Raw genomic sequence first — 24,179 nt, forward strand, 5'->3', positions numbered from 1 at the left:
AAGCGGGCAAAGCGGGCGGCAACCTGCGGACACGTGCCGTCGAAGGACCGGCCCATGCCGCCCGCCATGGTCGCCACCTGCTGCCCCGGGCGCAGCCCACCGCCCTCGTGGGCCCGGTCGACCACTACGGCATCGACCTGGAGAACGCGTTCGTGCGCACGACGGGGGAGCGGGAGAAGTCGATCGGTGCCCGTCTCGACCGACAGGTCCGGACGGATGCCGAACGAGTAGGTGCCGGTGCCCTTGAGGCACCGGCCGTCGACGAGCTTGCCGGGCTCCCATCCGTGTGTTCTCACCGGGTTTCCGCCGACAAGGCGTCCACGGGCGTGGTGACTGCGCCTCGTGCCCCCGGCCGGGCGGACCGGGCGCACGTGCGAGGGGCCGTGCGCCGGCCCCGGTTCCTACCGGGAGCCGTCGTCTGGCGCCGTTCCCGGCGCCGCCATCCTGCGGTGCACCGCGGCCTTGACGCGGTCCGGCAGGACCTTGTCGGCGACGCCCTGCGCCCTGGTCATCGCCGAGCCGGTGACCAGTTTCCCGCGGCCCTTCATGACGGCGTCGAACGCCTGCCGGGCGACCTCGGCGGGATCGACCTTGTCCATGGTGCCGATCCTGGTGTCCTCCATTCCGGCCCGCCGGAAGAAGTCGGTGTCCGTCGGTCCCGGCATGAAGGAGGTGACCGTGACGCCGGTGTCCTCGACCTCCTCCTGCAGCGCCTGGGCGAAGGACTGCACGAAGGCCTTGGACGCGTTGTAGACCGGCTGGAAGGCTCCCGGCATCGTCGCGGCGATGGACGAGGTGAACATCAGCCGGCCCACGCCGCGTGCCACCATGTCCCGCAGCAGGGGCTTGGCGAGCCGCACCGTCGAGGACACGTTGAGGTCGATCACGGACTGGTCGTCGGCCGGGTCGGTGTCCACGAACGCGCCGCCCCGCCCCACGCCCGCGTTGAGGGCCGCCACGTCCACCACCAGGCCGGTGGTGGACGCGACCAGCCGGTCGACGTCGCCGGGGTCCCTCAGGTCCGCGCGGACGGCCCGTACCCGGGCGCCGGTCTCCCGCAGCCGCCGGGCGGCGTGTTCGAGCCGGTCGTCCTCGGCGTTGACCACCAGGTCGTGACCGTGTTCCGCGAACAGCCGGGCGAGCTCGTACCCGATGCCGCTGGACGCCCCGGTGACGAGGGCGAGCGGCCTGCCGTTGTCCATGTCCATGGGGTCCACCGGGTCCACCGGACCTCCTTTTCAGTGCAGGGCCTGGTACACCGACGCCGTGGTGAAGCCGTACACGACGTGCGGCACGATGTCCGACACCCACGACGTCCGGTCCCACTGCTTCGGGTCGGTCACGCCGAGCGCGGCGGCCGGTACGTCGCTGCCGACCATGGCCGCGGCACCGAGCACCGGCCCGGCCACCCAGTCCGGCAGCGGTCCGCGCCGGCCGCGCAGCACCCCGTAGGCCGCGCCGACCCCGAGACCGGTGACGTAACCGAGCAGGGCACCGACGGCCTGTTCGCGGTGGGGCTTCGTCTCCTCGTCGCCGAGCACCAGCCCGACCCGGTCGGCGACCCGGTCCGCGACCTCGGCCGGCATGTCGCTGGAACCCCGGCCGCGCAGCAGCATGTCGCCGTACGTGGTGAGGTTCAGCGCGACGGTTCCCGCCGCGCCGGCGACCAGGCCCTTGATCAGTGACTGCATCCCGGAACTCCCTCGGTAGGGGCGCGGTGGCGCACGACGGTCACGACGGGCCCCGGGTTCCCCTCTCGCCGCCGCCTAACAGGACCCCGGACCGCACCACGGGCCCACATCCCGCGCCCGCCCTTCCGGCGGGACGAGGCCGGGCACCTCCGGGGCGTGATCCCGGGCGGTCGCGAGCGGTCCGGCCGGACCGCCGTCGACGGCGCCGGGGGACCGGTGCGGCGGACCGAGGCCGCGACGCGGGACGCGCCGAGCGGCGGCGCGGACGGACCGCAGGACGGGAAGACGTCCGAGCCGCAGGGCGCGGGGCGGCTCGCCGAGACGGGCCCTGGCCTCGGGCTCCGGTCCACCGCGGCCGGGACGCCCCCTTCGCCGCCGGACGCCCGCTGCTCCGCACTGGGCGGCGCACCCGGTGTCACCCCCCTGACGAAACCGTCCGGTCCCAGCCGGCGCCGGGACCGGACGGGCGTCGATCAGTCGTCGAGCGCGTCCTTGACGTCACCCAGGTCGACGAACTTGAAGTTGGTGGCGTCACGGTCGCCGTCGTCCGGAGCGTCATGGCCGTCCTGCACGACGAGCAGACCCTCGGGGTAGCGGCGGCCCAGCGGCTGGTTCAGCACCGCCGCCCCGTCGCACTCCTCGGAGCCGTCCAGCCGGTCCGAGGCGGCGCCGACGCGGAACCCGCCCTCGTACTCGTTGTCGTCGTCCTGCTCGCGGTCGTACGCGGCGAAGGTGTTGTCGCCCTGGCTGGAGGCCAGCAGGTACCCGTCGCCGTCGGACTCCTGCAGGAGCGTCAGTCCCTCCACGTCCGCGGTCAGCCGGTCGCCGCCGTATCCGGGGTCGGTGCCGGCGACGCACTCCTCGGTGGCCTCGTCGTACGTGCCCGGGACGCCGTACTCGCGCACCTTGTCCACCAGCTGGGGCGTGCCGGTGAGGTCGGCGCGCAGACGCCAGATGCCGACGTCCTCCTGACCGGCGTACAGCGTGCCGTCGGCCGGGTCGACGACCATGCCCTCCACCTGGGGCAGTTCGCCGGGCTCGGCGCAGGGAGACCAGTTCTTGCCGTTCGGAAGGCGGAAGGACGCGGGCAGGTCCAGGGTGCGCACCGGGCGGTAGCCGACGTGTCCGTCCGCCGTCGGGGTGAGCTCCAGCAGGGCGAGCCGGGTGCGTTCCCGCTGGCTGACCAGCGCGTAGGAGCGCTGGGTGGCCTTGTCGGTCCAGGTGGCCAGGCCGTACGCGGTGCGCTGGTCGTTGATCTCGGCCTGGTCGGCGGAGAAGACCGGCTTGGCGGCCGGGTCGGTGACGTCCGTGAGGGGACGGTCGGGGGCGGCCGGGTCGATGCGGTAGACGCGCAGGCGGTCGTTTCCCCGGTCGGTGGTGACCGCGAGGTCCGCCCGGCCGGTGGACAGCCGCACGCCCTGCACCAGGTCGACGTTGTTGAAGCGGCCGGGCGCGTCGTCGGCACCCGGGGCCGCGGGAGCGGCCACCGACTGCACCAGCTTGGCGTCCAGGTCGTAGACGCGCAGTCCGCCCTCCTTCGCCGTCGCGACGACGAGGCTGCGGTCGGGGTCGGCGGGGTTGCGCCAGATGGCCGGGTCGTCCGCGTCGGCGTTCCCGCCGGCCTCGTCGTCGTACAGCGGAGCCGTCTCGACCCGAGGCCGTACGGTCGGCAGCGCGTCGTCACTGTCCGCCACGGCGGGTGCCGCCGACAGGAAGGTGACGGCCGCGGCGAGGGCGCAGGCGGCCGGTCGGCCGAGGTGGTGCCTGGTCATGCAGTTGCTCCTCAAGTCGAAGACATGACAACGAAACGCACCCGATGATCTTGATCGTGGTTTCTGACGCCCCGGGGCCCCGCCGATGACGGGAAGACGTACGACGAGGGAACGGAACGAGCCGTCCCCGTCCGCGCGGACGGGAACGGAACGAGCCGTCCCCGTCCGCGCGGACGGTCAGTCCGTCAGCCCGGCGGCGAGCGCGGCCCCCAGCTCCCAGCAGGCCTCCAGGTCCGCCTTGGCGGGTTCGCCGGCCACCGTCACCGCCGGGGCGGCGCGCTGCCAGCCGAGGCCGGTCGTCACCGACTCGATGCCGCGCACCGCGCCGGTGGTGTCGCTGCCGCCGTGCACGTAGTAGCCGAAGGGCCGGCCCCGCGTCCCGTCCAGGCACGGGTAGTAGACCTGGTCGAAGAAGTGCTTCAGGGCACCGGACATGTAGCCCAGGTTGGCCGGGGTGCCCAGCAGGTACCCGTCCGCCTCCAGCACGTCGACGGCCGTGGCCGCCAGTGCCGCCCGCCGGACGACCCGGACGCCCTCGATCTCCGGCGCGGTCGCCCCGGAGACGACGGCTTCGAGCATCGCCTGGCAGTTCGGCGACGGGGTGTGATGCACGATCAGCAAAGTGGCCACACCCCGAAGCCTGCCGTCCGGCACCCCCCGGCCGCAACAGACGCCGCGGGGCGGCTCACCTCTCGGGAGCCGCCGTCTCCGTCAGGGTGCCGTCGGCCAGCCGCAGCCACCGGCCGACCCCGATCTCGCCCAGGAACCGCTCGTCGTGGCTGACGACCACGAAGGCTCCCCGGTAGGAGTTCAGGGCGCTGCGCAACTGCTCGGCGCTGACCAGGTCGAGGTTGTTGGTCGGCTCGTCCAGGAGCAGCAGGTGCGGGGCGGGTTCCGCGCACAGGACGCAGGCGAGGGTGGCCCGCAGCCGCTCGCCGCCGGACAGCACGCCGACGGGCAGATGGGCGCGGGCACCCCGGAAGAGGAAGCGGGCGAGCAGGTTCATCCGCTCGGCCTCGGTCCGGCCGGGGGCGTACGCGGCGAAGTTCTCGGCGACCGTGCGGTCCCCGTCCAGCAGGTCGAGCCGTTGCGAGAGGTACGCGACGCGCCCGTCGGCCCGCCGGACCGTGCCCTCGTCGGGTTCCAGGTCGCCGTTCAGCAGGCGCAGCAGCGTGCTCTTGCCGGCGCCGTTGGGGCCGGTCAGCGCGATGCGCTCGGGGCCCCGGACGGTCAGGTCGACGCCCTGGCCGGGGAACACGTCCCGGTCGCCGAGCCGGATCCGCAGTCCCTCGCCGAGGAAGAGGGTGCGCCCGGCGGGCACGTCGGTGTCCGGCAGGTCGAGGACGATGCGCTGGTCGTCGCGGAGCGCACGACCCGCCTCGTCCAGCCGGGCCCGCGCCTCGCCGACCCGGTCGGCGTGGGTCTGCCCCGCCCGGCCCGCGGACTCCTGCGCGCCGCGCTTCATGGTGCCCGCGAAGATCCGCGGCAGGCCGGCGTTCTTGAGGTTGCGGGCGGCGTTGCTCGCCCGGCGCTCGGCGCGTTCGCGGGCCTGCTGCATCTCCCGCTTCTCCCGCTTGAGTTCCTGCTCGGCGTTGCGGACGTTCTTCTCGGCGACCTCCTGCTCGGCCCGCACCGCCTCCTCGTACGCGGTGAAGTCGCCGCCGTAGAAGCGCAGGTCACCCCGGTCGAGTTCGGCGATGCGCTCCATGCGGTCGAGCAGCGCCCGGTCGTGGCTGACCAGCAGCAGACAGCCCTTGTAGTCCGACAGCACGTCGTAGAGCTTGTGCCGGGCGTCCAGGTCGAGGTTGTTGGTGGGCTCGTCGAGCAGCAACACGTCGGGCCGCCTCAGCAGCTGTGCGGCGAGGCCGAGGGAGACGATCTGGCCGCCGCTGAGCGTGTCGAGGCTCCGGTCCAGGGCGAGACCGCCGAGGCCGAGACGGTCGAGCTGGGCACGGGTGCGCTCCTCGATGTCCCAGTCGTCGCCGATGGCCGTGAAGTGCTCCTCGGCCACGTCCCCGGACTCGACGGCGTCGATGGCCCGGATCACGGCAGCGACCCCCAGCACCTCCGCCACCGTGAGACCACCGGTCAGGGGGAGCGTCTGCGGCAGGTAGCCGACGGTGCCGGTGGCGGACACGGAGCCGGAACCGGGCCGCAGCTCGCCGGCGACCAGCCTCAGCAGGGTGCTCTTGCCGGAGCCGTTGGGGGCCACCAGGCCGGTGCGGCCCGTGCCCACGGTGAACGACAGGTCCTCGAAGACGGGGGTGTCGTCGGGCCAGGAGAAGGAGAGGTTCGAGCAGATGACGGCGGCGTCGGACATGAGCGACCTCGCTGAGGAGAGGGGGCGGGGAAGGGACACGCCCGCCCGGTACAGACAGGGAAGAGGGGACGACGGAAGCGGCCACCGCGGCGGCGCTCCTGTGCGCCTGCCTGTGGCCGTCGGTGCGGGGTATCACCCGCAGATGTCGTCGTCACCCACCATGTCCGGGACCTCTCGATACGCGATCAACGTCTCCACCAGCCTAACAAACGGCTTCGGCGAGGGCGGGGCCCGGCCGCACGAAGAAACCGCCCGCCCCGTGGGGCGAGCGGCTCCGTCACGCGGTGCCGCGGCGGCTCAGCCGACCGGCGCCGCCGGTCCCTTGCCGGCCGGTGCCGCGGAGGCCTCGCCGGATTCCTCGGCGAGGCGTTCCATGCCGCTGGTGGTCTTCAGCGGCTTCTCCTTCAGGAACACGACGGCGACCAGCGCGAGCAGGGCGAACGGCGTGGCGACGAGGAACAGGTCCGCGGTGGCGACACCGTAGGCGTGCTCGACGACCGACCGCATCGGGGCGGGCAGCGTGGCCATGTCCGGCACGCTGCTCTCGGCCGATCCCTCACCGGTCGACGCGGTCACGCCGGCCTCCCGGAGTCCCTTGGTCATCTCGCTGGTGACCCGGTTGGCGAGGATCGCGCCGAGGACGCTGGTGCCGATGGTGCCGCCCATGCTGCGGAAGAAGGACAGCACGGAGGTCGCGGCACCCAGCTCGGCGGCGGGCACGTCGTTCTGCGCGGCCAGTACCAGGTTCTGCATCAGCATGCCGACGCCGATGCCCAGGACCGCCATGTAGAGGCTGAGCAGGCCGAAGTGCGTGTCCGCGTCGATCGTCGAGAGCAGCGCGAGACCGGCGGTCATGACGACGGCGCCCGCCACCAGGTACCGCTTCCACTTGCCGGTCCGGCTGATCACCTGGCCGGCGACGGTGGACGACACCAGCAGGCCGAGGATCATGGGCAGGCTCATCAGACCGGCGACGGTCGGCGACTTGCCCAGGGAGACCTGGAAGTACTGGGAGAGGAAGACGGTCCCGCCGAACATGGCGACACCGACCAGGAGGCTGGCGACGGTCGTCAGCGTCACCGTGCGGTTGCGGAAGATGGTGAGCGGGATCACCGGCTCGGCGGTGCGGGCCTCGACGAGGACCGCGGCGATCAGCAGCAGGACGCCACCGCCCGCGAGGGCGCCGGTCTGCCAGGAGGCCCAGTCGAACCTGTTGCCGGCCAGCGTCACCCAGATGAGCAGCGCGCAGACACCGGCGACGATCAGGAAGGCGCCGAGCCAGTCGATCCGCACCGTGCGCCGGGTGGTCGGCAGCCGCAGCGTGCGCTGCAGCAGGGCGATGGCGAGCAGCGCGAACGGCACGCCGATGAAGAAGCACCAGCGCCAGCCCAGCCACGAGGTGTCGACCAGCACACCGCCGACCAGCGGCCCGGCCACGGTGCCCACGGCGAAGACGGCACCGAAGATGCCCGCGTACTTGCCCAGCTGGCGGGGCGGGATGACGGAGGCCATCACGACCTGGGCGAGGGCCGTCAGGCCGCCCGCGCCGATGCCCTGCACGACCCGGCTGAAGATCAGCAGACCGACGCCGTGGGAGAAGCCGGCCAGCAGCGAGCCGACGACGAACATGCCCAGCGAGAGCTGGAGCAGCAGCTTCTTGTTGAAGAGGTCGGACAGCTTGCCCCACAGGGGCACCGTCGCCGTCATGGCCAGCAGCTCCGCCGTGACGACCCAGGTGTAGGAGGACTGGCTGGCGCCCAGGTCGGCGATGATCGTGGGCAGCGCGTTCGAGACGACGGTGCCGGCCAGGATCGCGACGAACATGCCGGCCATCAGACCGGACATGGCCTGGAGTATCTGCCGGTGGGTCATGGAGGTGGGAGGCGCGTCGTCGGGCGCCTGAGGTGCGGTCACGGCATCTCTTTCGGGTGATGGTGGGATGGGTGTCGCGATCGTCCTGCGCGGCGGTCACGCGGGAGGCGCCGGGAGACCGGCGGCGAGGAGGGTGAACGCCTCGTGGAACACGTCCAGGAAGGGGGCCTCCTGCTGGTGGGCCGACCAGTGGTCCACGCTGATCCGCACCGCGGCGGTCGCCACCGCGGCCAGCAGCCGCGGGTAGAGGCCGGGATCCGCGGGCCGCTCCTCGTCGTCGAGGGCGCCGCGCAGTCGTGCGGCGACGGCGTCGGCCAGGGCGGCCTCCGCCGCCATGTGCGCCCCGACGCCGCGCGCCAGGAGGTGCGGCGAGGCGTGCAGCACCTCGGCGTGCAGCCGCCACAGCTCGTGCTGTTGCTCCGCCTCGGCCAGTTCCGCGGCCATGGCCTCGCGCAGGGCCTCCAGCGGGGAGAGGGCGGCCGGCGCGTCGAGGACGGCGCGCCGCATCCGCGCGCCCGCGTCCGCGTCGATGACGAAGAAGGCGTCCTCGCGCGAGTCGAAGTAGTTGAAGAAGGTCCGCACGGACACCCCGGCCGCGGCGCTGATCGCCTCGACGGTGACCTTGTCCGCCCCGTGCTCGGCGGCGAGCCGTACCGCGGCCTCGGCGAGGGCGGCACGCGTGGCCCGCTTCTTCCGCTCCCGCAGACCGCCCCCGGCGGCATCCTTCCCCGACATAAGTTGCATGGTATGCAAAGATGCATTTCCTGCAAAATTCGCGTCGCGGCCGACCGGGTGCGCGCCTCCCGGTGTCTCCGTCACGGGGCCTCGGTGACCCCGCGAACAACTCCGGCGTAGAGGCGCGAAGTTGGGGTAGACGGGGGCGGAAGTGCGGCCGACCCCGGGGTCGGCGCCGGGGTCGGCCGCACTGCCCGCGCCAAGCGCCGCGCCCGCCGCTCACGAGGATGCCGGGGCAAGGTGCCGGGGCACCGGGTCCGAATCCCCACCACCGTCGGGCGACGTCTCCCACGGCGGGCCCCGCGTCTCTCCTGCCGGCGGGCCCCGGCAGGGCCCCGCGCCCTCTCATGCCGGCCGCCCCCGTTCGGGGACCGACGTGACCCGAACGGCCCTGCCGGGTACCCGCCCGGCCCGCACAGGGTTGGGATTGCAGGGCACCACCCGTGCCGTCCGGAATCGCACCAGCCCCGGCCCGACCGCTGTCCCGACACGGAAAGGACCCCCGATGTCCGTCGACACGCAGCAGGCGCCCCCCGCGCTCCCGGACGAGGAGCTCGCCGCCCTGGACGCCCACTGGCGCGCCGCGAACTACCTCTCCGTCGGCCAGATCTACCTGATGGCGAACCCGTTGCTGACCGAGCCGCTGCGCCCGGAGCACGTCAAGCCGCGACTCCTCGGCCACTGGGGGACCTCACCGGGCCTCAACCTCGTCCACACCCACCTCAACCGGGTGATCAAGGCCCGCGACCTGGACGCCCTGTGCATCTGGGGACCCGGCCACGGCGGACCCGCCGTCCTCGCCAACTCCTGGCTGGAGGGCTCGTACACCGAGACCTATCCGGACGTCACCCGGGACGCGGACGGCATGGCCCGGCTCTTCAGGCAGTTCTCGTTCCCCGGCGGTGTGCCGAGCCACGTCGCCCCCGAGACCCCGGGCTCCATCCACGAGGGCGGCGAGCTCGGCTACGCGCTGTCGCACGCCTACGGCGCCGCCTTCGACCACCCCGGCCTGGTGGTCGCCTGCGTGATCGGCGACGGCGAGGCGGAGACGGGCCCGCTGGCGACGTCCTGGCACTCCAACAAGTTCCTCGACCCGGTGCACGACGGCGCCGTCCTGCCGATCCTCCACCTCAACGGCTACAAGATCGCCAATCCGACGGTCCTGGCCCGCCTCCCCGAGGCCGAACTCGACGAACTCCTGCGCGGCTACGGTCACGACCCCCTCCACGTCACCGGCGACGACCCCGCCGCGGTCCACCGGGCGATGGCCCACGCCATGGACACCTGCCTCGACCGCATCGCCGCCGTCCAGCGCGCCGCCCGCGAGGACGGGGCGACCGACCGGCCCCGCTGGCCGATGATCGTGCTGCGCACCCCGAAGGGCTGGACCGGCCCCGCCGAGGTCGACGGCCTGCCCGTGGAGAACACCTGGCGCGCCCACCAGGTCCCGCTCGCCGCCGTACGGACCGACCCGGAACACCTCCGTCAGCTGGAGCGGTGGCTGCGCTCCTACCGGCCGGAGGAACTGTTCGACGAGCGCGGCGCCCCCCGCCCCGCCGTCCTCGCCGCCGTCCCCGAGGGCCCGCGCCGCCTGGGCGCCACCCCCTTCGCCAACGGCGGACTGCTGCTGCGCGACCTGCCCCTGCCGCCCCTGGAGACGTACGCCGTCGCCGTCGACAAGCCCGGCGCGGGCATGCACGAGCCCACCCGGGTCCTCGGCGACCTGCTGGCGGACGTCATGGCCGCCACCGCCGGCCGGCGCGACTTCCGCCTCGTCGGCCCCGACGAGACCGCCTCCAACCGCCTCCAGGCCGTCTACACCGCCAGCGGCAAGGCCTGGCAGGAACAGATCCTGCCCGTCGACGAGGACCTCGACCGGCACGGCCGCGTCATGGAGATCCTGTCCGAACACACCTGCCAGGGCTGGCTGGAGGGCTACCTCCTCACCGGCCGGCACGGACTGTTCTCCTGCTACGAGGCCTTCGTCCACATCGTCGACTCGATGGTCAACCAGCACGTCAAATGGCTGCGGGTGACCCGCCGCCTGCCCTGGCGCGCCCCCATCGCCTCCCTCAACTACCTGCTCACCTCCCACGTGTGGCGCCAGGACCACAACGGCTTCTCCCACCAGGACCCCGGCTTCGTCGACCACATCCTCAACAAGAGCCCCGAAGCCGTACGGGTCTACCTGCCGCCGGACGCCAACACCCTGCTCTCCGTCGCCGACCACGCCCTGCGCAGCCGCGACTACGTCAACGTGATCGTCGCCGGCAAGCAGCCCTGCTTCGACTGGCTGACCATGGAGCAGGCCCGCGTCCACTGCGCCCGCGGCGCCGGCATCTGGGACTGGGCCGGCACCGAGGACGGCACCCGTGAACCCGACGTGGTGCTCGCCTGCGCGGGCGACGTGCCCACCCAGGAGGTGCTGGCCGCCGCCCAGCTGCTGAGGAACCATCTGCCGGAGCTGGCCGTCCGGGTCGTGAACGTCGTCGACATCGCCCGCCTGCTGCCGAGCGAGGAACACCCGCACGGCATGAGCGACTTCGAGTACGACGGCCTGTTCACCGCCGACAAGCCGGTGATCTTCGCGTACCACGGCTACCCCTGGCTCATCCACCGCCTCGCCTACCGCCGCACCGGCCACGCCCACCTGCACGTGCGCGGCTACAAGGAGATCGGCACCACCACCACGCCCTTCGACATGGTCCTCGGCAACGACCTGGACCGCTACCGACTCGTCATGGACGTCATCGACCGGGTCCCCGGCCTCGCCGTGCGCGCGGCGACCGTACGGCAGCGCATGGAGGACACCCGGCTGCGCCACCACGACTGGATCCGGGAACACGGCGTCGACCTGCCCGAGGTCGCCGACTGGACCTGGGACGGCTGACCTCCGCGCCGCCCCGCCGCCGCGCCCAGCGAAGGGAAACCCGTGACCGCGACCGCCTCCACCTGGGACTACGTCCGTTACGACCCCGCCGAGGAGCGGCTGCGGGAGTCCCTGTGCACGCTGGGCAACGGCTACTTCGCCACCCGCGGCGCCCTGCCCGAGTGCGCCGCGGACGACGTGCACTACCCGGGCACCTACGTGGCCGGCTGCTACAACCGGCTCACCTCCGCTGTGGCCGGCCGAGAGGTGCAGCATGTGGAGAACGAGGACATGGTCAACCTCCCCAACTGGCTGCCCCTGTCCTTCCGGGCCGCCGGAGGGGACTGGCTCACCCCGGACACCGCGCCCGTGCAGGACCACCGGCAGACCGTGCACCTGGACTCCGGGGTACTGGAACGCCGCACCCGCTTCGGACTCGGCGACGGACGTGTGCTGACCGTGCGCCAGCTGCGCCTGGTGCACATGGCCGATCCCCACCTCGCCGCCCTGCGCACGGAGTTCACCGTGGAGGGCGCCGCCACGGACCTCGACGTGGAGGCCGCCCTCGACGGCGACGTCACCAACTCCGGCGTCCGCCGCTACCGGGACCTCGCCGGCCGCCACCTGACCCACGTGCACACCGGCGGCGTCGGCGACGGCACCGTGTGGCTGCGCTGCCGCACCCGGACCTCCGACATCCGGATCGGCATGGCCGCCCGGACGACGGCCCCCGCGCCGGTCGCCCCCGGCCGGGAACACCTGCGGGCCACCCAGCGCACCACCCTGCGCCTGGAACCGGGCCGCACCTCCACCGTCGACAAGGTCGTCGCCCTGCACACCTCACGCGACCCCGCGATCAGCGACCCCGTGCAGGCCGCCGTGGACCGGGTCGCCGACGCCCCCGGCTTCGACGCCCTGCTGGTCTCCCACCGGACGGCCTGGGGCCAGCTGTGGCGCCGCGCCGAACTGGAGGTCCCCGGCGAGGCGGGCGCCATCCTGCGCCTGCACCTCTTCCACGTCCTGCAGACCCTCTCCCCGCACACCGCCGACCTCGACGTCGGCGTACCGGCCCGCGGGCTGCACGGGGAGGCGTACCGGGGGCACGTCTTCTGGGACGAACTGTTCGTCCTGCCCTACCTCAACCTGCACTTCCCCGAGGTGTCCCGGGCCCTGCTGCACTACCGGCACCGCCGCCTGGACCGGGCCCGCGCCGCGGCCCGCGCGATCGGCAGGCGCGGCGCCCTCTACCCCTGGCAGAGCGGCAGCGACGGCCGCGAGGAGACCCAGCGGCTCCATCTCAACCCCCACTCGGGCCGCTGGCTGCCCGACCACTCGCACCTCCAGCACCATGTGGGTTCGGCGATCGCGTACAACGTGTGGCAGTACTACGAGGCCAGCGGCGACGCCGAGTTCCTGCACACCAAGGGCGCCGAGATGCTGCTGCAGATCGCGCGCTTCTGGGCGGACTCCGCCACCTGGGACGACCACCTGGGGCGGCACCGCATCCGGGGCGTCGTCGGCCCCGACGAATACCACGATGCCTACCCAGGCGCCGTGCAACCGGGCCTCGACGACAACACCTACACCAACGTCACCGCCTCCTGGGTGCTCGCCCGCACCCTGGAGGTGGTGCGCTCCCTGCCCGAGCCCCGCCGACGCGAACTCGTGGAGCGCACGGGCCTGGACGGCGGCGAACTCGAACAGTGGGAGGACGTCTCCCGCACCCTCCACGTGCCCTTCCACGAGGGGGTCATCAGCCAGTTCGACGGCTACGGCGACCTCGCCGAACTCGACTGGGAGGACTACCGCAGACGCTACGACGACATTCGGCGACTGGACCGCATCCTGGAGGCCGAGGACGACAGCGTCAACAACTATCGGGCGTCCAAACAGGCCGACGTCCTGATGCTCGGCTACCTTTTCGCCCCGGCCGAACTCCGCGCGCTCTTCGACCGGCTGGGCTACGGCCTGGACGACGACACCTGGCGGCGCACCGTCGACCACTACCTGGCCCGCACCAGCCACGGCTCCACCCTCAGCGGACTCGTCCACGGCTGGATCCTGGCCCGCGCCCGCCGCGCCGAGGCGTGGACCTTCTGCCAGGAGGCGCTCAAGGGCGATGTCGCCGACCTGCAGGGCGGCACCACCGGCGAGGGCATCCACCTCGGCGCCATGGCGGGCACCCTCGACCTGGTCCAGCGCTGCCTGACCGGACTGGAGACCCGCGACGGCGCCCTCTGGCTGGACCCGGTTCCCCTGCCGGAGCTGTCGTCGTACGGATTCCGCATCCGCTACCAGGGCCACTGGGGCGTACGGCTCCGGCTGGAGCACGGCCGGCTGGAGATCGCCGTCCCGGCCTCGGACCGGCTGCCGATCGACGTCCGGCTGCCGGACCGGACCCTCCAGCTCCAGCCGGGCGACACCTGCCGGCTCGTGCTCCCGGACTGATGCCCCCCGGGGCCGAATCCTCCCGTCAGCCCGGCAGGGGGTAGGTCACCACGCGCGGGAACCCGTCCGGCCTGCCGTCGGTGTAGGTCAGCGTCACCCGGGTGTAGTGCTGCTCGCCCGGCTCCTGCTCCCGGGGCTGCGGCCGGTCGAGCCGCACGGTCACCGGGTACGAGCGGAACGTGCCGGCCGCGCAGTAGGGCTTGCAGTCGTTGACCGCGTTGTACCCCCGTCCGACCGCCGCGCCCGCGTCCCAGCGCACCCAGTGCAGCGAGGCCAGACGGCTGTTGCCGTCCCCGCAGGCCAGCACGAACGCCGCGGGCCGCACGTCGCCCCGCATCGAGCAGTCGACGACCACGGGGTCCTGACCCTGCTGCTTCACGGCCCGCTCCGCCTGCGGGGCGGCCGAAGCGGCACCGAGGGGTACTGCGAGCGCGGCGGCGGCACAGAGTGTGGCCGCTGCTCTCATCGGGTTCCTGCCCATGTCTGCTCCCGGCCGTCTCGGGGGTCGCTTGCCTCCGCTTTTCCCCGTACCGACGGTACGACCGTGTTCGCGAACGCACCACTCGTACGGAGCAGCGCCCGGCGGCCGGCGCCCGTGCCGGGCCGGTTCGTGCGACAAGACGCCGATTGCATCCACCGTGTGGTCGTCGCGGCGGCCCGCAACCGGCGTCGCCGCCCGGGTGTCTCATGCCCTCGAGAACGGCGACCCATCCAGTGGAGGACCGCGGTATGCACACGATGACTGCCCCGACTGCCGCCGACCCGACGCGTTCGCGCGCCTGCGAGACCGAGGACGACTTCCTGCTCCAGCCGCCCGACCCCGCCGAACGCATCCCCTGCCGCATCGACCCCGTCGACCTGCGTCGCCTGGACCTGCTCGCCCTCCTGACCGCGGCGGGCATCGCGCCCTCGGCCGGGGACCGGGCGGCCATCGAACAGCTCAGCGAGCTCCCCGGCAGCGTGCACGTGGCGCTCCGCCGCTGGCTGGAACAGGCCTACGGATTCTGCCGGTGACCCATGGGCGAGGGGGCCGGGCCGCGGCTCACCGCCCGGTACGCAGATCCACCCCGCGCCGGGCCAGTGTGAGGACGCCGGCGACGATCAGGGCGACGCCGGCCAGCTGGGGCAGCACCCACCAGTCGGTGCGTACGTCCTCCTGGTACAGGACGACGCCGAGCAGCAGGCTCACCGCCGCGTCCCCCAGGGTAAGGGCCGGCTGGGAGGCGACCAGGGGGCCGCCCTGCATGGCGTGCTCCAGCAGAAGCACGGCGCACACACCGGCCGCGGCGAACGCGTACGTCTGCCACACGGTCAGGAAGCCGGCCAGGCCGTCCGTGCTCAGGACGCCCATGGAGTCCTTCATCAACCCGGCGGTCAGGGCGTAGCAGACCGCGGTGGCCGCGCCGAGGCAGCCGGCGCGGGCCTTGCCGACGGGCCGCTTCAGCCCGGTCGCGGCCAGCAGGACGGCAGCCCCGGCACAGGCCCCCAGCGTCGGCACCCAGCGGTCCATGGAGACGTCGTCGCTGCCGCCGCCCGGCGCGGCCGACGTCAACGCCAGCCCCAGGCCGACGACCACGCCGCCCACGGCGAGCCACATGGCCCAGGGAAGACGGCGGCCGGTCATCAGCGAGGCCAGCAGCAGGGCCAGGGGGAGTTCCAGCACGAACAACGGCTGGACGAGTGACATCGGCCCGGTCGCCAGGGCCGCCGCCTGCCCCACCCCGGCGACGACGACGGCCAGCATGCCGCAGAGCCACACCGGCCGCCGCAACAGGTCGACGACGAGGCCCGGACGGAATCCCCGGGACTGCGGCACGCTCAGCGCGGCCCGCCGTTGCAACACGGTGGCCAGCGCGTTGCTGAACGCGGCGACGAGTGCGAAGAGCACCGGCAGGACAACACCCATCCAACGATCCTCACCCCGTTTCGCCCCGGCCGCGCGCCGCGGCACCGCCGGAGCGGGCGCCGAGGCCCGCCGGGCCCGCCAGGCGCCGGGTCAGTCGTCGGCCCGGTCGGACCGCACCTCCGTCCCGGCGTCGTCCTGCTTCGGCTCCGGCGCGTCGGAGGCGGTGTAGTAGACGGAGGTGCCCTGCTTGGTGCGCTGGGCCTGGTTCTTGGCGACGAGCCCCTCGAGGGTGGTGCGCACGACCGTGGTCTTGATGGTGCGGTCGGAGTGGGCCTGGTCGAGCGCCGTGGTGATCTCGGCGGCGGAGCGCGGTTCCGTCTGCTCGCTCAGGTGCTTGCGGACCAGCTCGACCAGGGTGGGCTGGGCCGGCTTCACGGGCGCGGAGGACGAGGCGGCGGCCGGGGACGAGGTGTTTCGGTCCGGTGACTTCTTCGCCGCCGGCTTCCTGACCGCCTTCGCGGTCGGCTTGGTGCCCGCCTTCGCGGATGACTTCGCCGCCGGCTTGGTGGCCGGCTCGGCCGCGGACCTCGCGGCGGACTTCGTGGCCGCGCGCTTGGGTGCGGCGGCCTTCCCGCTCCGCGTGCGCTTGCCCGCGGTGGCCGTCTCGGCGGCGGCACTGTCACGCGGGGCGGGCACCGACGCCGTGTCGGTCGCCGGCCGGGCCGGTGGCGTGGCGATGCCGAGCGCCTGCTGCATGTTCAGCAGCAGGGCGTGGTCGTGCTGCAGCGCGGCGAGCTGCTGCTGGAGGTCGGCGATCTCCCCGCTGATCCGCTCCTGTTCCTTGACGTTGCGCTCCAGGTCGCTCGTCACCTGGACGCTGTACTGCGACGCGAGTTCGGTGGCGGTCTGCGGTGTGCTCTCGGACATGGTGGTGACTCTCCTCGATTCGCGGCCGTGAAGGCACGGGAGGACTACGGGACATCAGTCGTGGGACATGGCGGGCCATGTCCGATCGGCGCCGGGCAGCGGAGTGCCCGGTACTGCTGCCGACTGCGTCGACACCCAAATGGTACGGACGACGGCGCCTGTTGTTCGCCTGTTTGCTGCCGGGCCGGTATACCACGTCAAGTCGGTGCCGTGATACGCGTCACCGGCACATCGATGCCTTCAGTGGCTCGCGGGGGTGTTGTCCGGTACCGGTGCGTCGCGCGGGCGTTCGGAACACAGACACCCGACGTCCCGCTCCTGCCGTGGCATGCCGAGGTCCGGCACACGGGGGAGGACACCATGGCGAGGAACGCCCAAGTCGCCATCGCGCGGGGCTGGTTCACCGCCAACGAGGTGCTGGCGTTCCTCCTGGAGATCGCCGTGCTCGCGGCCCTCGGCTGGTGGGGCTTCGGAGCGGGACACGAAGGCGTGGTGCGTGTGCTGCTCGGGGTGGGGACACCGGCGTCGGCGATCGTGCTGTGGGGGCTCTTCGCCGCGCCCCGGGCACGGTGGCGGCCGGCACTTCCGCTGGTGCTCGTCGTCAAGGCGGTGGTGCTCGGCGGCGGTGCCCTCGCCGTGTACGCGGTCGGCCGGCCGACCGCGGCCGTCGTCCTGGCGGTCGTGATGGTCGCCAACACCGCGGTGGCCGAGACCTTCCGCCGCACCCTCCCCGACGGGCTCCCGAACTCCGGACGCAACCCGGCGAGCGCGTGACCGGCGTCCGGCCCCGCGACGCACCCCATGAGCGTGTGACCGGCAACCGTTCCCAGGACGCACCCGGCGCGTCCGACCGCCTCCGCCCTCCGGGCCTCTCCCCGTGAGTTCCTGACCGGCATCCGCCCCGGACGGCCGGCGAGCTGCTGGCCGGCACCGGGATCCGGGGCGCGTCCCATGTGCCGGTGGCCGGTTGCCGCTCACGCGACGTAGCTCCGCGAGTGTCCGGCCGACCTCCGCGCCCCGGACATGGTCCCGTGATTTCCTGGCCGGTGCCCGGCCGCGGGACATACCCCCGCGACCCTGCCCTGTGCTCCAGGGTGCCGTCTCACTCCTTCACGACCGCGGCGAAGCGGCGGGCGACCTCGTGCCAGACCGTCGTGGCCGTCCGGTCGTCGTGTTCCGCCCGGCGGTACAGGTCCGCCGGGTCCAGGCCCAGGGCCCGGAGCCGCTCCGGGTCCCACGACCGCACCCGGTCCGCGTCCGCCTCCGGGTGGAACTGCACCCCCCACGCCCGGTCGCCGATCCGGAACGCCTGGTACGGGCACCGCTCGCTCTCCATCAGCCAGGACGCCCCCGGCGGCAGGGCGGTGACGGCGTCCACATGGCGCTCGATCGCGCTCACCCGCTCCGGCAGTCCCCGGAACAGCGGATCGGTCCCGGCCTCGGGGCGCAGACGCAGCGGCGTGCTGCCGAACTCCGGCTCGCCGTGCCGTCCCCGTACCGTGCCACCCGCGACGTGCGCGAGCAGCTGGCCGCCGAGACAGATCCCGAACACGGGGACGTCCCGCTCCAGTGCCTCGGCGACCAGCGCGCGCGTGGACGCCAGCCAGGGGGCGCGCCGGTCGTCGTCGGGCAGGAGACCGCCGCCCAGGACCATGACGCCCGAGTGCTCCAGGCGCCCGGGGAGCGGCGTCCCGGCGTACGCGTGCACCACGTCCAGCACCAGCCCCTCCGCGGTCAGCCAGTCACCGAACCGGCCCGGTCCGCCGCTTTGGCCGTTCTGTACCACCAGCAGCCGTGACAACCGCCCACCCCCTGCCTCACCGCGTCCGGACAACAGGCCCCTGCCCGCACCGGGCAGGGGCCCAATCCCCGGATCGCGTCACAGACCGGCGGCGCGGTGCGTCGGCTCGCCGTCCAGGACGGTCAGCAGCACCGGCACGTCGGCCAGTTCGGTGGCCGCGACGGTCAGCGGGTCGGCGGCCAGGACGGTCAGGTCGGCGCGGTGACCGACGGCGATCCGTCCGGCCTCGTGCTCCTCGCCCGCCGCGTAGGCCGTGTTGACGGTCATGCCCCGCAGCGCCTCCAGGGCCGTGAGCGCCTGCTCCGGGCCGTGCGGGGCCCGGTCGAGATGGCGGGTGGGCCGGCGGTGGCGGGCGCCCGCCATCACGCCCAGCGGCGGGTAGGGGGCGATGGGCCAGTCGGAGCCGAGGACGACGACGGCACCGGCGTCGTGCAGGTCGCGGCAGCGCCACGCACGCGAGGCACGCTCCTCACCCAGGCGGCGCGACCAGTTGTCGGTGTGGTCGGCCCGGGTGAAGTCGCAGCAGTGGGTGGGCTGCATGGAGGCGATCACCTCGAGCTCGGCGAACCGGCGCACGGTGTCGTCGGGGACGGTCTCGATGTGCTCGACCCGGTGCCGCACCCCGTTCCCGCCGCCCGCCCGGGCCTTCTCGACGGCGTCGAGGACATGCCGTACCGCCGCGTCGCCGATGGCGTGGGTGGCCGTGGGCACACCGGCCCGGTGCAGCTCGCCGACGACGCGGGTGTACTCCTGCGGGTCCGGCCAGAACGCGTGCCGCGACTCGCCGTGGCAGTCCGGCTGCTCCAGCCAGGCGGTGCCGTTGTCCACGGTCCCGTCCATGAAGATCTTGACGCCCGCGGTCCGCCAGAGCCGGCCGCCCGCGCCCTGTCCCTCGATGAGCGCGCGCAGGCCCTCCGCGTCGATGCCGGGCTGGCACCAGGGCGCCACCCGCAGTCGCAACGGCAGCTGCCCGGCCGCGTCGAGCTCGGCGAAGAAGGCGAGGCTGTCACCGTTCGCGTCCATGACGTGGCCGCCCGTCAGGCCGGTGGCGGCCATGGCGCGCAGGGCGGCGGCGAGCCGGTCGCGGCGCTCCTCGCGCGTGGGCTGGGGCATGACGCGCTCCACGAGCTCACAGGCGGCGTCCTCCAGGAGCAGTCCGGTGGGCCTGCCGTCCGCGTCGCACACCACCTCGGCGGTGGCCTGCGCGAAGGTGCGCGGCCCGTCCACCCCGGCGAGTTCCAGCGCGCGCCGGCTGGCCAGCGCGGAGTGCGCGTCGAACAGCAGCAGGAACGCGGGCACGCCGTCGAGCACGGCGTCGAAGGGGGCGGTCTCGACGGGGTGTTCCGCGAAGACGTTGGGGTCCAGGCCCCAGCCCTGGAGCCACGCACCGGGGGCGAGGTCCCGGACCGCGCCGGCCAGTGCCTCGCGCACCTGCTCCAGGTCGGTGCAGGCCGACAGGTCGAGGCCGTGGGTCAGTTCGGCACCCGAGACGGGGTGGATGTGCCCGTCGACCAGACCGGGTGTCACCACGGCACCCTCGAGGTCGATCACGGTGGTCGAGGCGTCCGCGAGGGCGCGGATCTCCCGGTCGTCGCCGAGGGCGGTGATGCGTCCGCCGGCGGCGGCCAGCGCGGTCTGCGGCAGGAGACCGCCGGTGACCGGGTCCAGCAGACGGGCCGAGAGCAGGATGAGAGAGGTGCGCACAAAGGCTCCTTGGAGGGCGGGTCAGTTGACGTCGGTGGGTGCCAGCGTGCCGACAGGCAGGCCGAGTTCGCGTTCCGCGGTGGCGGCGGGCATGCGCCGCACCACGGGCGGGTCGTCGCCGGCGCCGGCGCTGTTGACGAGCATGCCGAGGCCGTCGAGGACGACCAGGATCTGGATGGCGGCCACCATCGGATCCTCGGTGCGGAACTCGCCCAGCTCGACGCCGTCGCGGATGAGTGCCTCGAGCCGCTCCCGCCAGGCCGCCTCCTGGACGGCGACCCGGGCGCGCAGCGCGGGCCGGTAGCGGCTGAGGTGCCGGGCGTTGAGCCAGAGCCGGCTGAGGTCGTCGAACGTCTCCCCGCTCGTCCGGGCGAAGAAGCGCGCCAGGTGCCGCGTCGGCGTGGCGCCGGCCCGGCCGACCGGGAGGAGGGCGTCGAGCTCGCCGCCGACGGCGTCGCCGTAGGCCTCGGCCACCAGCTCCTCCACCGCCGGGAAGTAGTGGCTGATCAGTCCCGGACGGACGTCGAGCTCCTCGGCGATCCGCCGCAGGGTGATGCACTCGAGTCCTTCGGTCAGAGCGACACCGGACGCTGCGGCAACGATTTCCGCACGCCGGACGGCAGGATTTTTGCGGATTCGCTTGTTCGGGACCCTTGACGGCATGAAAACGATGCTATTGAGTGCGCGACCAACAAGCAAGCAGGTGGGTTACCAGCACCCGGAGGAGCCCTATGGCATCCACGATTCCCGACCCGCAGTCCGGTACCCCCGCCCCGCGGCACGAGGACGGAACGCCCGCGTCGGAACGGGCCGTTCGCGTCGAGGCCCACGGCATCGACCACATCCCCGACGAGGAACGCCACGGCCACCCGCGGCAGCTGTTCTCCGTCTGGGCCGCGGCGAACGTCAACTATCTGAGCCTCGTGGTCGGCGGCGCCCTGATCCTCATGGGCCTCACCCTGTGGCAGGCCCTCGCGGTCATCGTGGTGGGCAATCTGTTCTGGCTCCTCACCGGCTTGCTGTCCGTATCCGGCCCGGCCGCCGGCGCACCGAGCGAAGTGATCACGCGGGCGATGTACGGAGTGCGCGGCAACCGCGTGAACAACGCCGTCGTCGGCTGGCTGATCTCCGTCTGTTACTTCGCCCTCAACCTGGCCGCCGCCGCGACCGCCGCCTTCGCCCTCGTGGAGAAGACCGGCATCACGGCCGGCACCGGTGTCAAGATCGCCGTCGTCGTCGCCATCGCCGCGCTCACCCTGGCCATCGGCGTCTACGGCCACGCCATGATCATGAAGCTCTACCTCCCGATCACGTCGGTGCTCGCCGCCGTGTTCGCCGTCGTCGCCTTCTACGTGTTCGGGGACACCGACTTCTCCTACGTACCGGCCGAGCCGCTCACCGGCCCCGACCTGTGGACGGTGCTCGTCGCCGGGGTCACCCTCATCGCCTCCGGCCCGCTCTCCTACACCACCAGCGCCGACTTCTCCCGCTACCTGCCCCGTACGACGCCCGCCGGGTCGGTCGTCGGCTGGACCGCGCTCGGCGGCATCCTGCCCAGCATCGCCGTCTGCTCCCTCGGCGCCTTCGCCGCGACCGCCGTCGACATGACCGACCCCCAGGCCGGGCTCGCCACCGTCCTGCCCGGCTGGTTCGAGCCGGTCTTCCTGCTCGCCCTCGTCCTCGGCACCATCGCCATCAACGCCCTGACCGCCTACAGCGCGGGCCTCGCCCTCCAGGCCGTCGGCGTCCGCATCCCCCGTGCCCGCAGCGTCCTCGCGGACGGCACGGCCGCCGTCGCCCTCACCCTGTACGGCCTGCTGGTCTCCGACTTCCTGGACACCGTCAGCAACGTCCTCCAGCTCACCGTCGTCCTCCTCGGCCCCGCCATGGCCGTCTACGCCACCGACATCCTGCTGCGCCGCAACCGCTACGACGGCCCCGCCCTGATGGACGAGTCGGCCGGCGGCCCCTTCTGGTACACCGCCGGATTCCGCCCCGCGGGCGCGCTGGCCCTGGCGGGAGGCGTCGCCGTGTCCGCCCTGTGCGTCAACACCCTCTACACCGGCCCGGTCGCCCGCGCCCTCGGCGGCATCGACCTCTCCCTCCCCGCCGGCCTCGTCGTCGCCGCCCTGCTCTACGCCCTCCTGACCCGCGGCGGAGAACCCCAGGCGCCCGCGGCCTGACCGGACGTACGGCCCGGCGTGCCGGACGAGGACGGATACGTCGGGGAAGAAGCCGTCGCACGCCACGACGACACGTCGGACAGGTCCGGGGCCGGACCGCGGCGGGTCCCGCGGCCGGCCTGACGGCGAGGCTCGCCGGACCGCGCCCGCGGGACCGGTGGGAAGGCTGGGACCGGGCCCCCTTCACCCACGGGAGCCGTCGGCACGGCCCGGCCCGGGAGAAGCCGGACGCCTGACCCGGGGCCGGTCCGTCAGCGCCGGGACAGGTACAGCTGAAGCGCCGTGTGCAGCACCTTGTTGAGCGGATAGTCCCACTCCCCGAGGTACTCGACGGCCTCACCGCCGGCACCGACCTTGAACCGGAGCAGACCCAGCAGGTGGTCGTCCTCGTCCAGGGTGTCGGTGATGCCGCGGAAGTCGTACACCCGCGCTCCGCGTCCGTGGGCGTCGCACATCATGCGCCACTGGAGGGCGGTGCTGGGCTGGACCTCGCGCCGGCGGGCGGTGGAGGCGCCGTAGGAGTACCAGACGTGGTCGCCGACCGTCAGCATCGTGGCCGCGGCGAGCACCTCACCGTCGTGATGGGCGAGGTAGAGACGCATCCGGTCCGGATCCTCGGCCGTCAGGGCGGTCCACATCCGCTGGAAGTAGGCGAGCGGGCGCGGCACGAACCTGTCCCGCTCGGCGGTCTCGACGTAGAGCTCGTAGAAGGCGCGCAGATCGTCGTACTCGCCCTGGACGACCTTGACACCGGCCTTCTCCGCCTTCTTGATGTTGCGGCGCCACTGCTGGTTGAGGCCGTTCTGGAGCTGCTCCAGCGACCGCCCCGCGAGCGGCACCTGGCACACGTGGCGCGGCTGTCCGGCGGCGAAACCGTCCTCGCTCCCGGGCTCGGCCCGCCGCCAGCCCGACCGGCGCAGCCGCTCGGCGATCTCGCGGGCGCCGGGCTCCTCCACCGTGGCCTTCACGTCCCCCAGCCGCCGGGCCTGCGGATCGGCGATCGCCGCCTTGACCGTCTCGGCGCTCCAGCGCCGGGCGACCACGGGCGGCCCCATCCTCACGGAGAAGGCGCCCCGCTTCTTCAGGTGGGCGAGCATCGGCTCCAGCCACCGGTCCAGCTCCGCCGCGTTCCAGTCGATGACCGGGCCCTCGGGAACGTAGGCCAGGTGGCGCCGCAGCTTCGGCAGCGGGCGCAGCAGCACCAGTGCCACCCCCACCAGGTCGCCGCGCTCGTCGAACCAGCCCAGGCTCTCCGCCCGCCAGTCCGGCTTCACCTCTCCCCACGAGGGGAGCTGCAGATGACTCACGGAAGGCCGGGCCGCGACGAAGCGCAGATGCTCCTCACGCGTGATCGCCTTCAGGTGATGGCTCATGGGCGGTGACCCTTCGTTCGGCTCGTCCGGTGGTGGCGAAGGCCGGGACCGCCGCGGCGCGCGGACGGTTCCGTCCCCTCCACCAGGGAATACCGGCGGCGGTGAATCCGCGCGGGCTACCGGCTATTCGGGCAGGTGGCGCGAGCGGCCGAGGGCCGTCGGTCCGGCCCGTGTCCTGGACGCCCCGCCCGGCGCGCGGCGCCCCGGCAGGGGTGCCGGAGCGGAAGGGCGGGGGCACCGGCCGACACCGTCGAGGGTGACGAGGCCGCCCTCACCGAGGACACGGGGCGGGGGAGAGGCATCGACATCGCCGCCGGCCGGGAGGAAGGAGGCTCCCTGCCCCATGGGCGGGGCCGCGTCGGAGCGGGCGGCTCGGCCGAAGGGGCGCGGGGAACCGCGCGGCCCGCCGCCGAACGCGCGGAACTCCTCGGCCGGGTGCGCCGCTTCGAGGAGGCGGCCCGCCGGCGAGTGGCGGACCTGAGGACGAAGCCGGCGCGTGCCGAGGAGTTCGCGGTCACGCTGCGGGAGCGGCTGGAGGCCTGACGGCCGCCGCTCACTGCGTGGTGAGCATGCCTTCCCGCAGCCGGGCCAGCAGGCGCGAGATCAGCCGGGACACGTGCATCTGGGAGACGCCGAGG

The 24,179-nt window shown here is 73.3% G+C and carries 20 protein-coding genes; 6 read left to right on the top strand and 14 right to left on the bottom strand.

Translation table 11 applies throughout. From position 1 onward, the window contains the following. Positions 1-401 precede the first annotated feature (401 nt). From ACIRFH_RS19025 to ACIRFH_RS19055, 7 genes are all read right to left on the bottom strand, one after another. Positions 402-1,202: an SDR family NAD(P)-dependent oxidoreductase gene (locus ACIRFH_RS19025; protein ID WP_403522025.1), complete on the bottom strand. Its 801-nt coding sequence runs from the start codon at positions 1,200-1,202 to the stop codon at positions 402-404. 36 nt (positions 1,203-1,238) lie between these two features. Beyond that, positions 1,239-1,691 carry a hypothetical protein gene (locus ACIRFH_RS19030; RefSeq protein ID WP_403521967.1) on the bottom strand — a complete coding sequence of 151 codons (453 nt, stop codon included), beginning with the start codon at positions 1,689-1,691 and terminating at the stop codon, positions 1,239-1,241. Positions 1,692-2,164: 473 nt separating this feature from the next. Beyond that, positions 2,165-3,463 (bottom strand): phytase, encoded by a 1,299-nt coding sequence (locus tag ACIRFH_RS19035; protein ID WP_403521969.1) that lies wholly within the window; start codon positions 3,461-3,463, stop codon positions 2,165-2,167. A 177-nt stretch (positions 3,464-3,640) separates the two neighbouring features. Continuing rightward, positions 3,641-4,093, bottom strand: a complete 453-nt coding sequence (locus ACIRFH_RS19040) for a flavodoxin family protein (RefSeq protein ID WP_403521971.1) — start codon at positions 4,091-4,093, stop codon at positions 3,641-3,643. 55 nt (positions 4,094-4,148) lie between these two features. After that, on the bottom strand, positions 4,149-5,783 hold the full coding sequence (gene abc-f, locus ACIRFH_RS19045; RefSeq protein WP_403521973.1) for a ribosomal protection-like ABC-F family protein: 1,635 nt from the start codon (positions 5,781-5,783) through the stop codon (positions 4,149-4,151). 297 nt (positions 5,784-6,080) lie between these two features. Beyond that, positions 6,081-7,697 (bottom strand): MDR family MFS transporter, encoded by a 1,617-nt coding sequence (locus ACIRFH_RS19050; protein ID WP_403521975.1) that lies wholly within the window; start codon positions 7,695-7,697, stop codon positions 6,081-6,083. Positions 7,698-7,751: 54 nt separating this feature from the next. Further along, positions 7,752-8,399, bottom strand: a complete 648-nt coding sequence (locus tag ACIRFH_RS19055) for a TetR/AcrR family transcriptional regulator (RefSeq protein ID WP_403521977.1) — start codon at positions 8,397-8,399, stop codon at positions 7,752-7,754. A gap of 496 nt (positions 8,400-8,895) precedes the next feature. On the opposite strand from ACIRFH_RS19055, the gene ACIRFH_RS19060 reads away from it, so the two are divergent. Together ACIRFH_RS19060 and ACIRFH_RS19065 are read left to right on the top strand one after the other, a co-directional pair. Beyond that, positions 8,896-11,280: a phosphoketolase gene (locus ACIRFH_RS19060; RefSeq protein ID WP_403521979.1), complete on the top strand. Its 2,385-nt coding sequence runs from the start codon at positions 8,896-8,898 to the stop codon at positions 11,278-11,280. Between the two features lie 42 nt (positions 11,281-11,322). Then, positions 11,323-13,707, top strand: coding sequence for a glycoside hydrolase family 65 protein (locus ACIRFH_RS19065; protein WP_403521981.1), 2,385 nt, complete (start codon positions 11,323-11,325; stop codon positions 13,705-13,707). A gap of 25 nt (positions 13,708-13,732) precedes the next feature. On the opposite strand, the gene ACIRFH_RS19070 is transcribed toward ACIRFH_RS19065, so the two are convergent. Beyond that, entirely contained in the window at positions 13,733-14,188 is a 456-nt protein-coding gene (locus ACIRFH_RS19070) for a hypothetical protein (RefSeq protein WP_403521983.1), read from the bottom strand. A gap of 248 nt (positions 14,189-14,436) precedes the next feature. On the opposite strand from ACIRFH_RS19070, the gene ACIRFH_RS19075 reads away from it, so the two are divergent. Beyond that, complete coding sequence (locus tag ACIRFH_RS19075) at positions 14,437-14,721, top strand: hypothetical protein (RefSeq protein WP_403521985.1); 285 nt, start codon at positions 14,437-14,439, stop codon at positions 14,719-14,721. A 28-nt stretch (positions 14,722-14,749) separates the two neighbouring features. Here ACIRFH_RS19075 and ACIRFH_RS19080 read toward each other — a convergent pair whose 3' ends face one another. Together ACIRFH_RS19080 and ACIRFH_RS19085 are read right to left on the bottom strand one after the other, a co-directional pair. After that, positions 14,750-15,613, bottom strand: a complete 864-nt coding sequence (locus ACIRFH_RS19080; RefSeq protein ID WP_403521987.1) for a DMT family transporter — start codon at positions 15,611-15,613, stop codon at positions 14,750-14,752. A gap of 90 nt (positions 15,614-15,703) precedes the next feature. Beyond that, the gene (locus ACIRFH_RS19085) at positions 15,704-16,480 is read right to left on the bottom strand and encodes a hypothetical protein (protein ID WP_403521989.1); all 777 of its coding nucleotides are present in this window, start codon (positions 16,478-16,480) and stop codon (positions 15,704-15,706) included. Positions 16,481-16,840: 360 nt separating this feature from the next. Between ACIRFH_RS19085 and ACIRFH_RS19090 the strand changes: the two genes are divergently transcribed. Further along, positions 16,841-17,254: a YrdB family protein gene (locus ACIRFH_RS19090; protein ID WP_403521991.1), complete on the top strand. Its 414-nt coding sequence runs from the start codon at positions 16,841-16,843 to the stop codon at positions 17,252-17,254. Positions 17,255-17,582: 328 nt separating this feature from the next. Here ACIRFH_RS19090 and ACIRFH_RS19095 read toward each other — a convergent pair whose 3' ends face one another. From ACIRFH_RS19095 to ACIRFH_RS19105, 3 genes are all read right to left on the bottom strand, one after another. Continuing rightward, entirely contained in the window at positions 17,583-18,281 is a 699-nt protein-coding gene (locus ACIRFH_RS19095) for a type 1 glutamine amidotransferase (protein WP_403521993.1), read from the bottom strand. A gap of 78 nt (positions 18,282-18,359) precedes the next feature. Beyond that, complete coding sequence (locus tag ACIRFH_RS19100) at positions 18,360-19,985, bottom strand: amidohydrolase (RefSeq protein WP_403521995.1); 1,626 nt, start codon at positions 19,983-19,985, stop codon at positions 18,360-18,362. Positions 19,986-20,006: 21 nt separating this feature from the next. After that, positions 20,007-20,648 (bottom strand): TetR/AcrR family transcriptional regulator, encoded by a 642-nt coding sequence (locus ACIRFH_RS19105; protein ID WP_403521997.1) that lies wholly within the window; start codon positions 20,646-20,648, stop codon positions 20,007-20,009. A 68-nt stretch (positions 20,649-20,716) separates the two neighbouring features. Here ACIRFH_RS19105 and ACIRFH_RS19110 point away from each other — a divergent pair, with 68 nt between their 5' ends. Further along, positions 20,717-22,168 carry a purine-cytosine permease family protein gene (locus tag ACIRFH_RS19110; protein WP_403521999.1) on the top strand — a complete coding sequence of 484 codons (1,452 nt, stop codon included), beginning with the start codon at positions 20,717-20,719 and terminating at the stop codon, positions 22,166-22,168. 251 nt (positions 22,169-22,419) lie between these two features. Here ACIRFH_RS19110 and ACIRFH_RS19115 read toward each other — a convergent pair whose 3' ends face one another. Then, a complete protein-coding gene (locus ACIRFH_RS19115) occupies positions 22,420-23,541 on the bottom strand; it encodes a lipid II:glycine glycyltransferase FemX (RefSeq protein ID WP_403522001.1) in 1,122 nt (373 codons plus the stop codon). A gap of 135 nt (positions 23,542-23,676) precedes the next feature. Between ACIRFH_RS19115 and ACIRFH_RS19120 the strand changes: the two genes are divergently transcribed. Beyond that, complete coding sequence (locus ACIRFH_RS19120) at positions 23,677-24,084, top strand: hypothetical protein (protein WP_403522003.1); 408 nt, start codon at positions 23,677-23,679, stop codon at positions 24,082-24,084. Positions 24,085-24,179: the final 95 nt, after the last annotated feature.

The organism is Streptomyces sp. NPDC093586, from assembly GCF_044764905.1.
GTDB lineage: Bacteria > Actinomycetota > Actinomycetes > Streptomycetales > Streptomycetaceae > Streptomyces.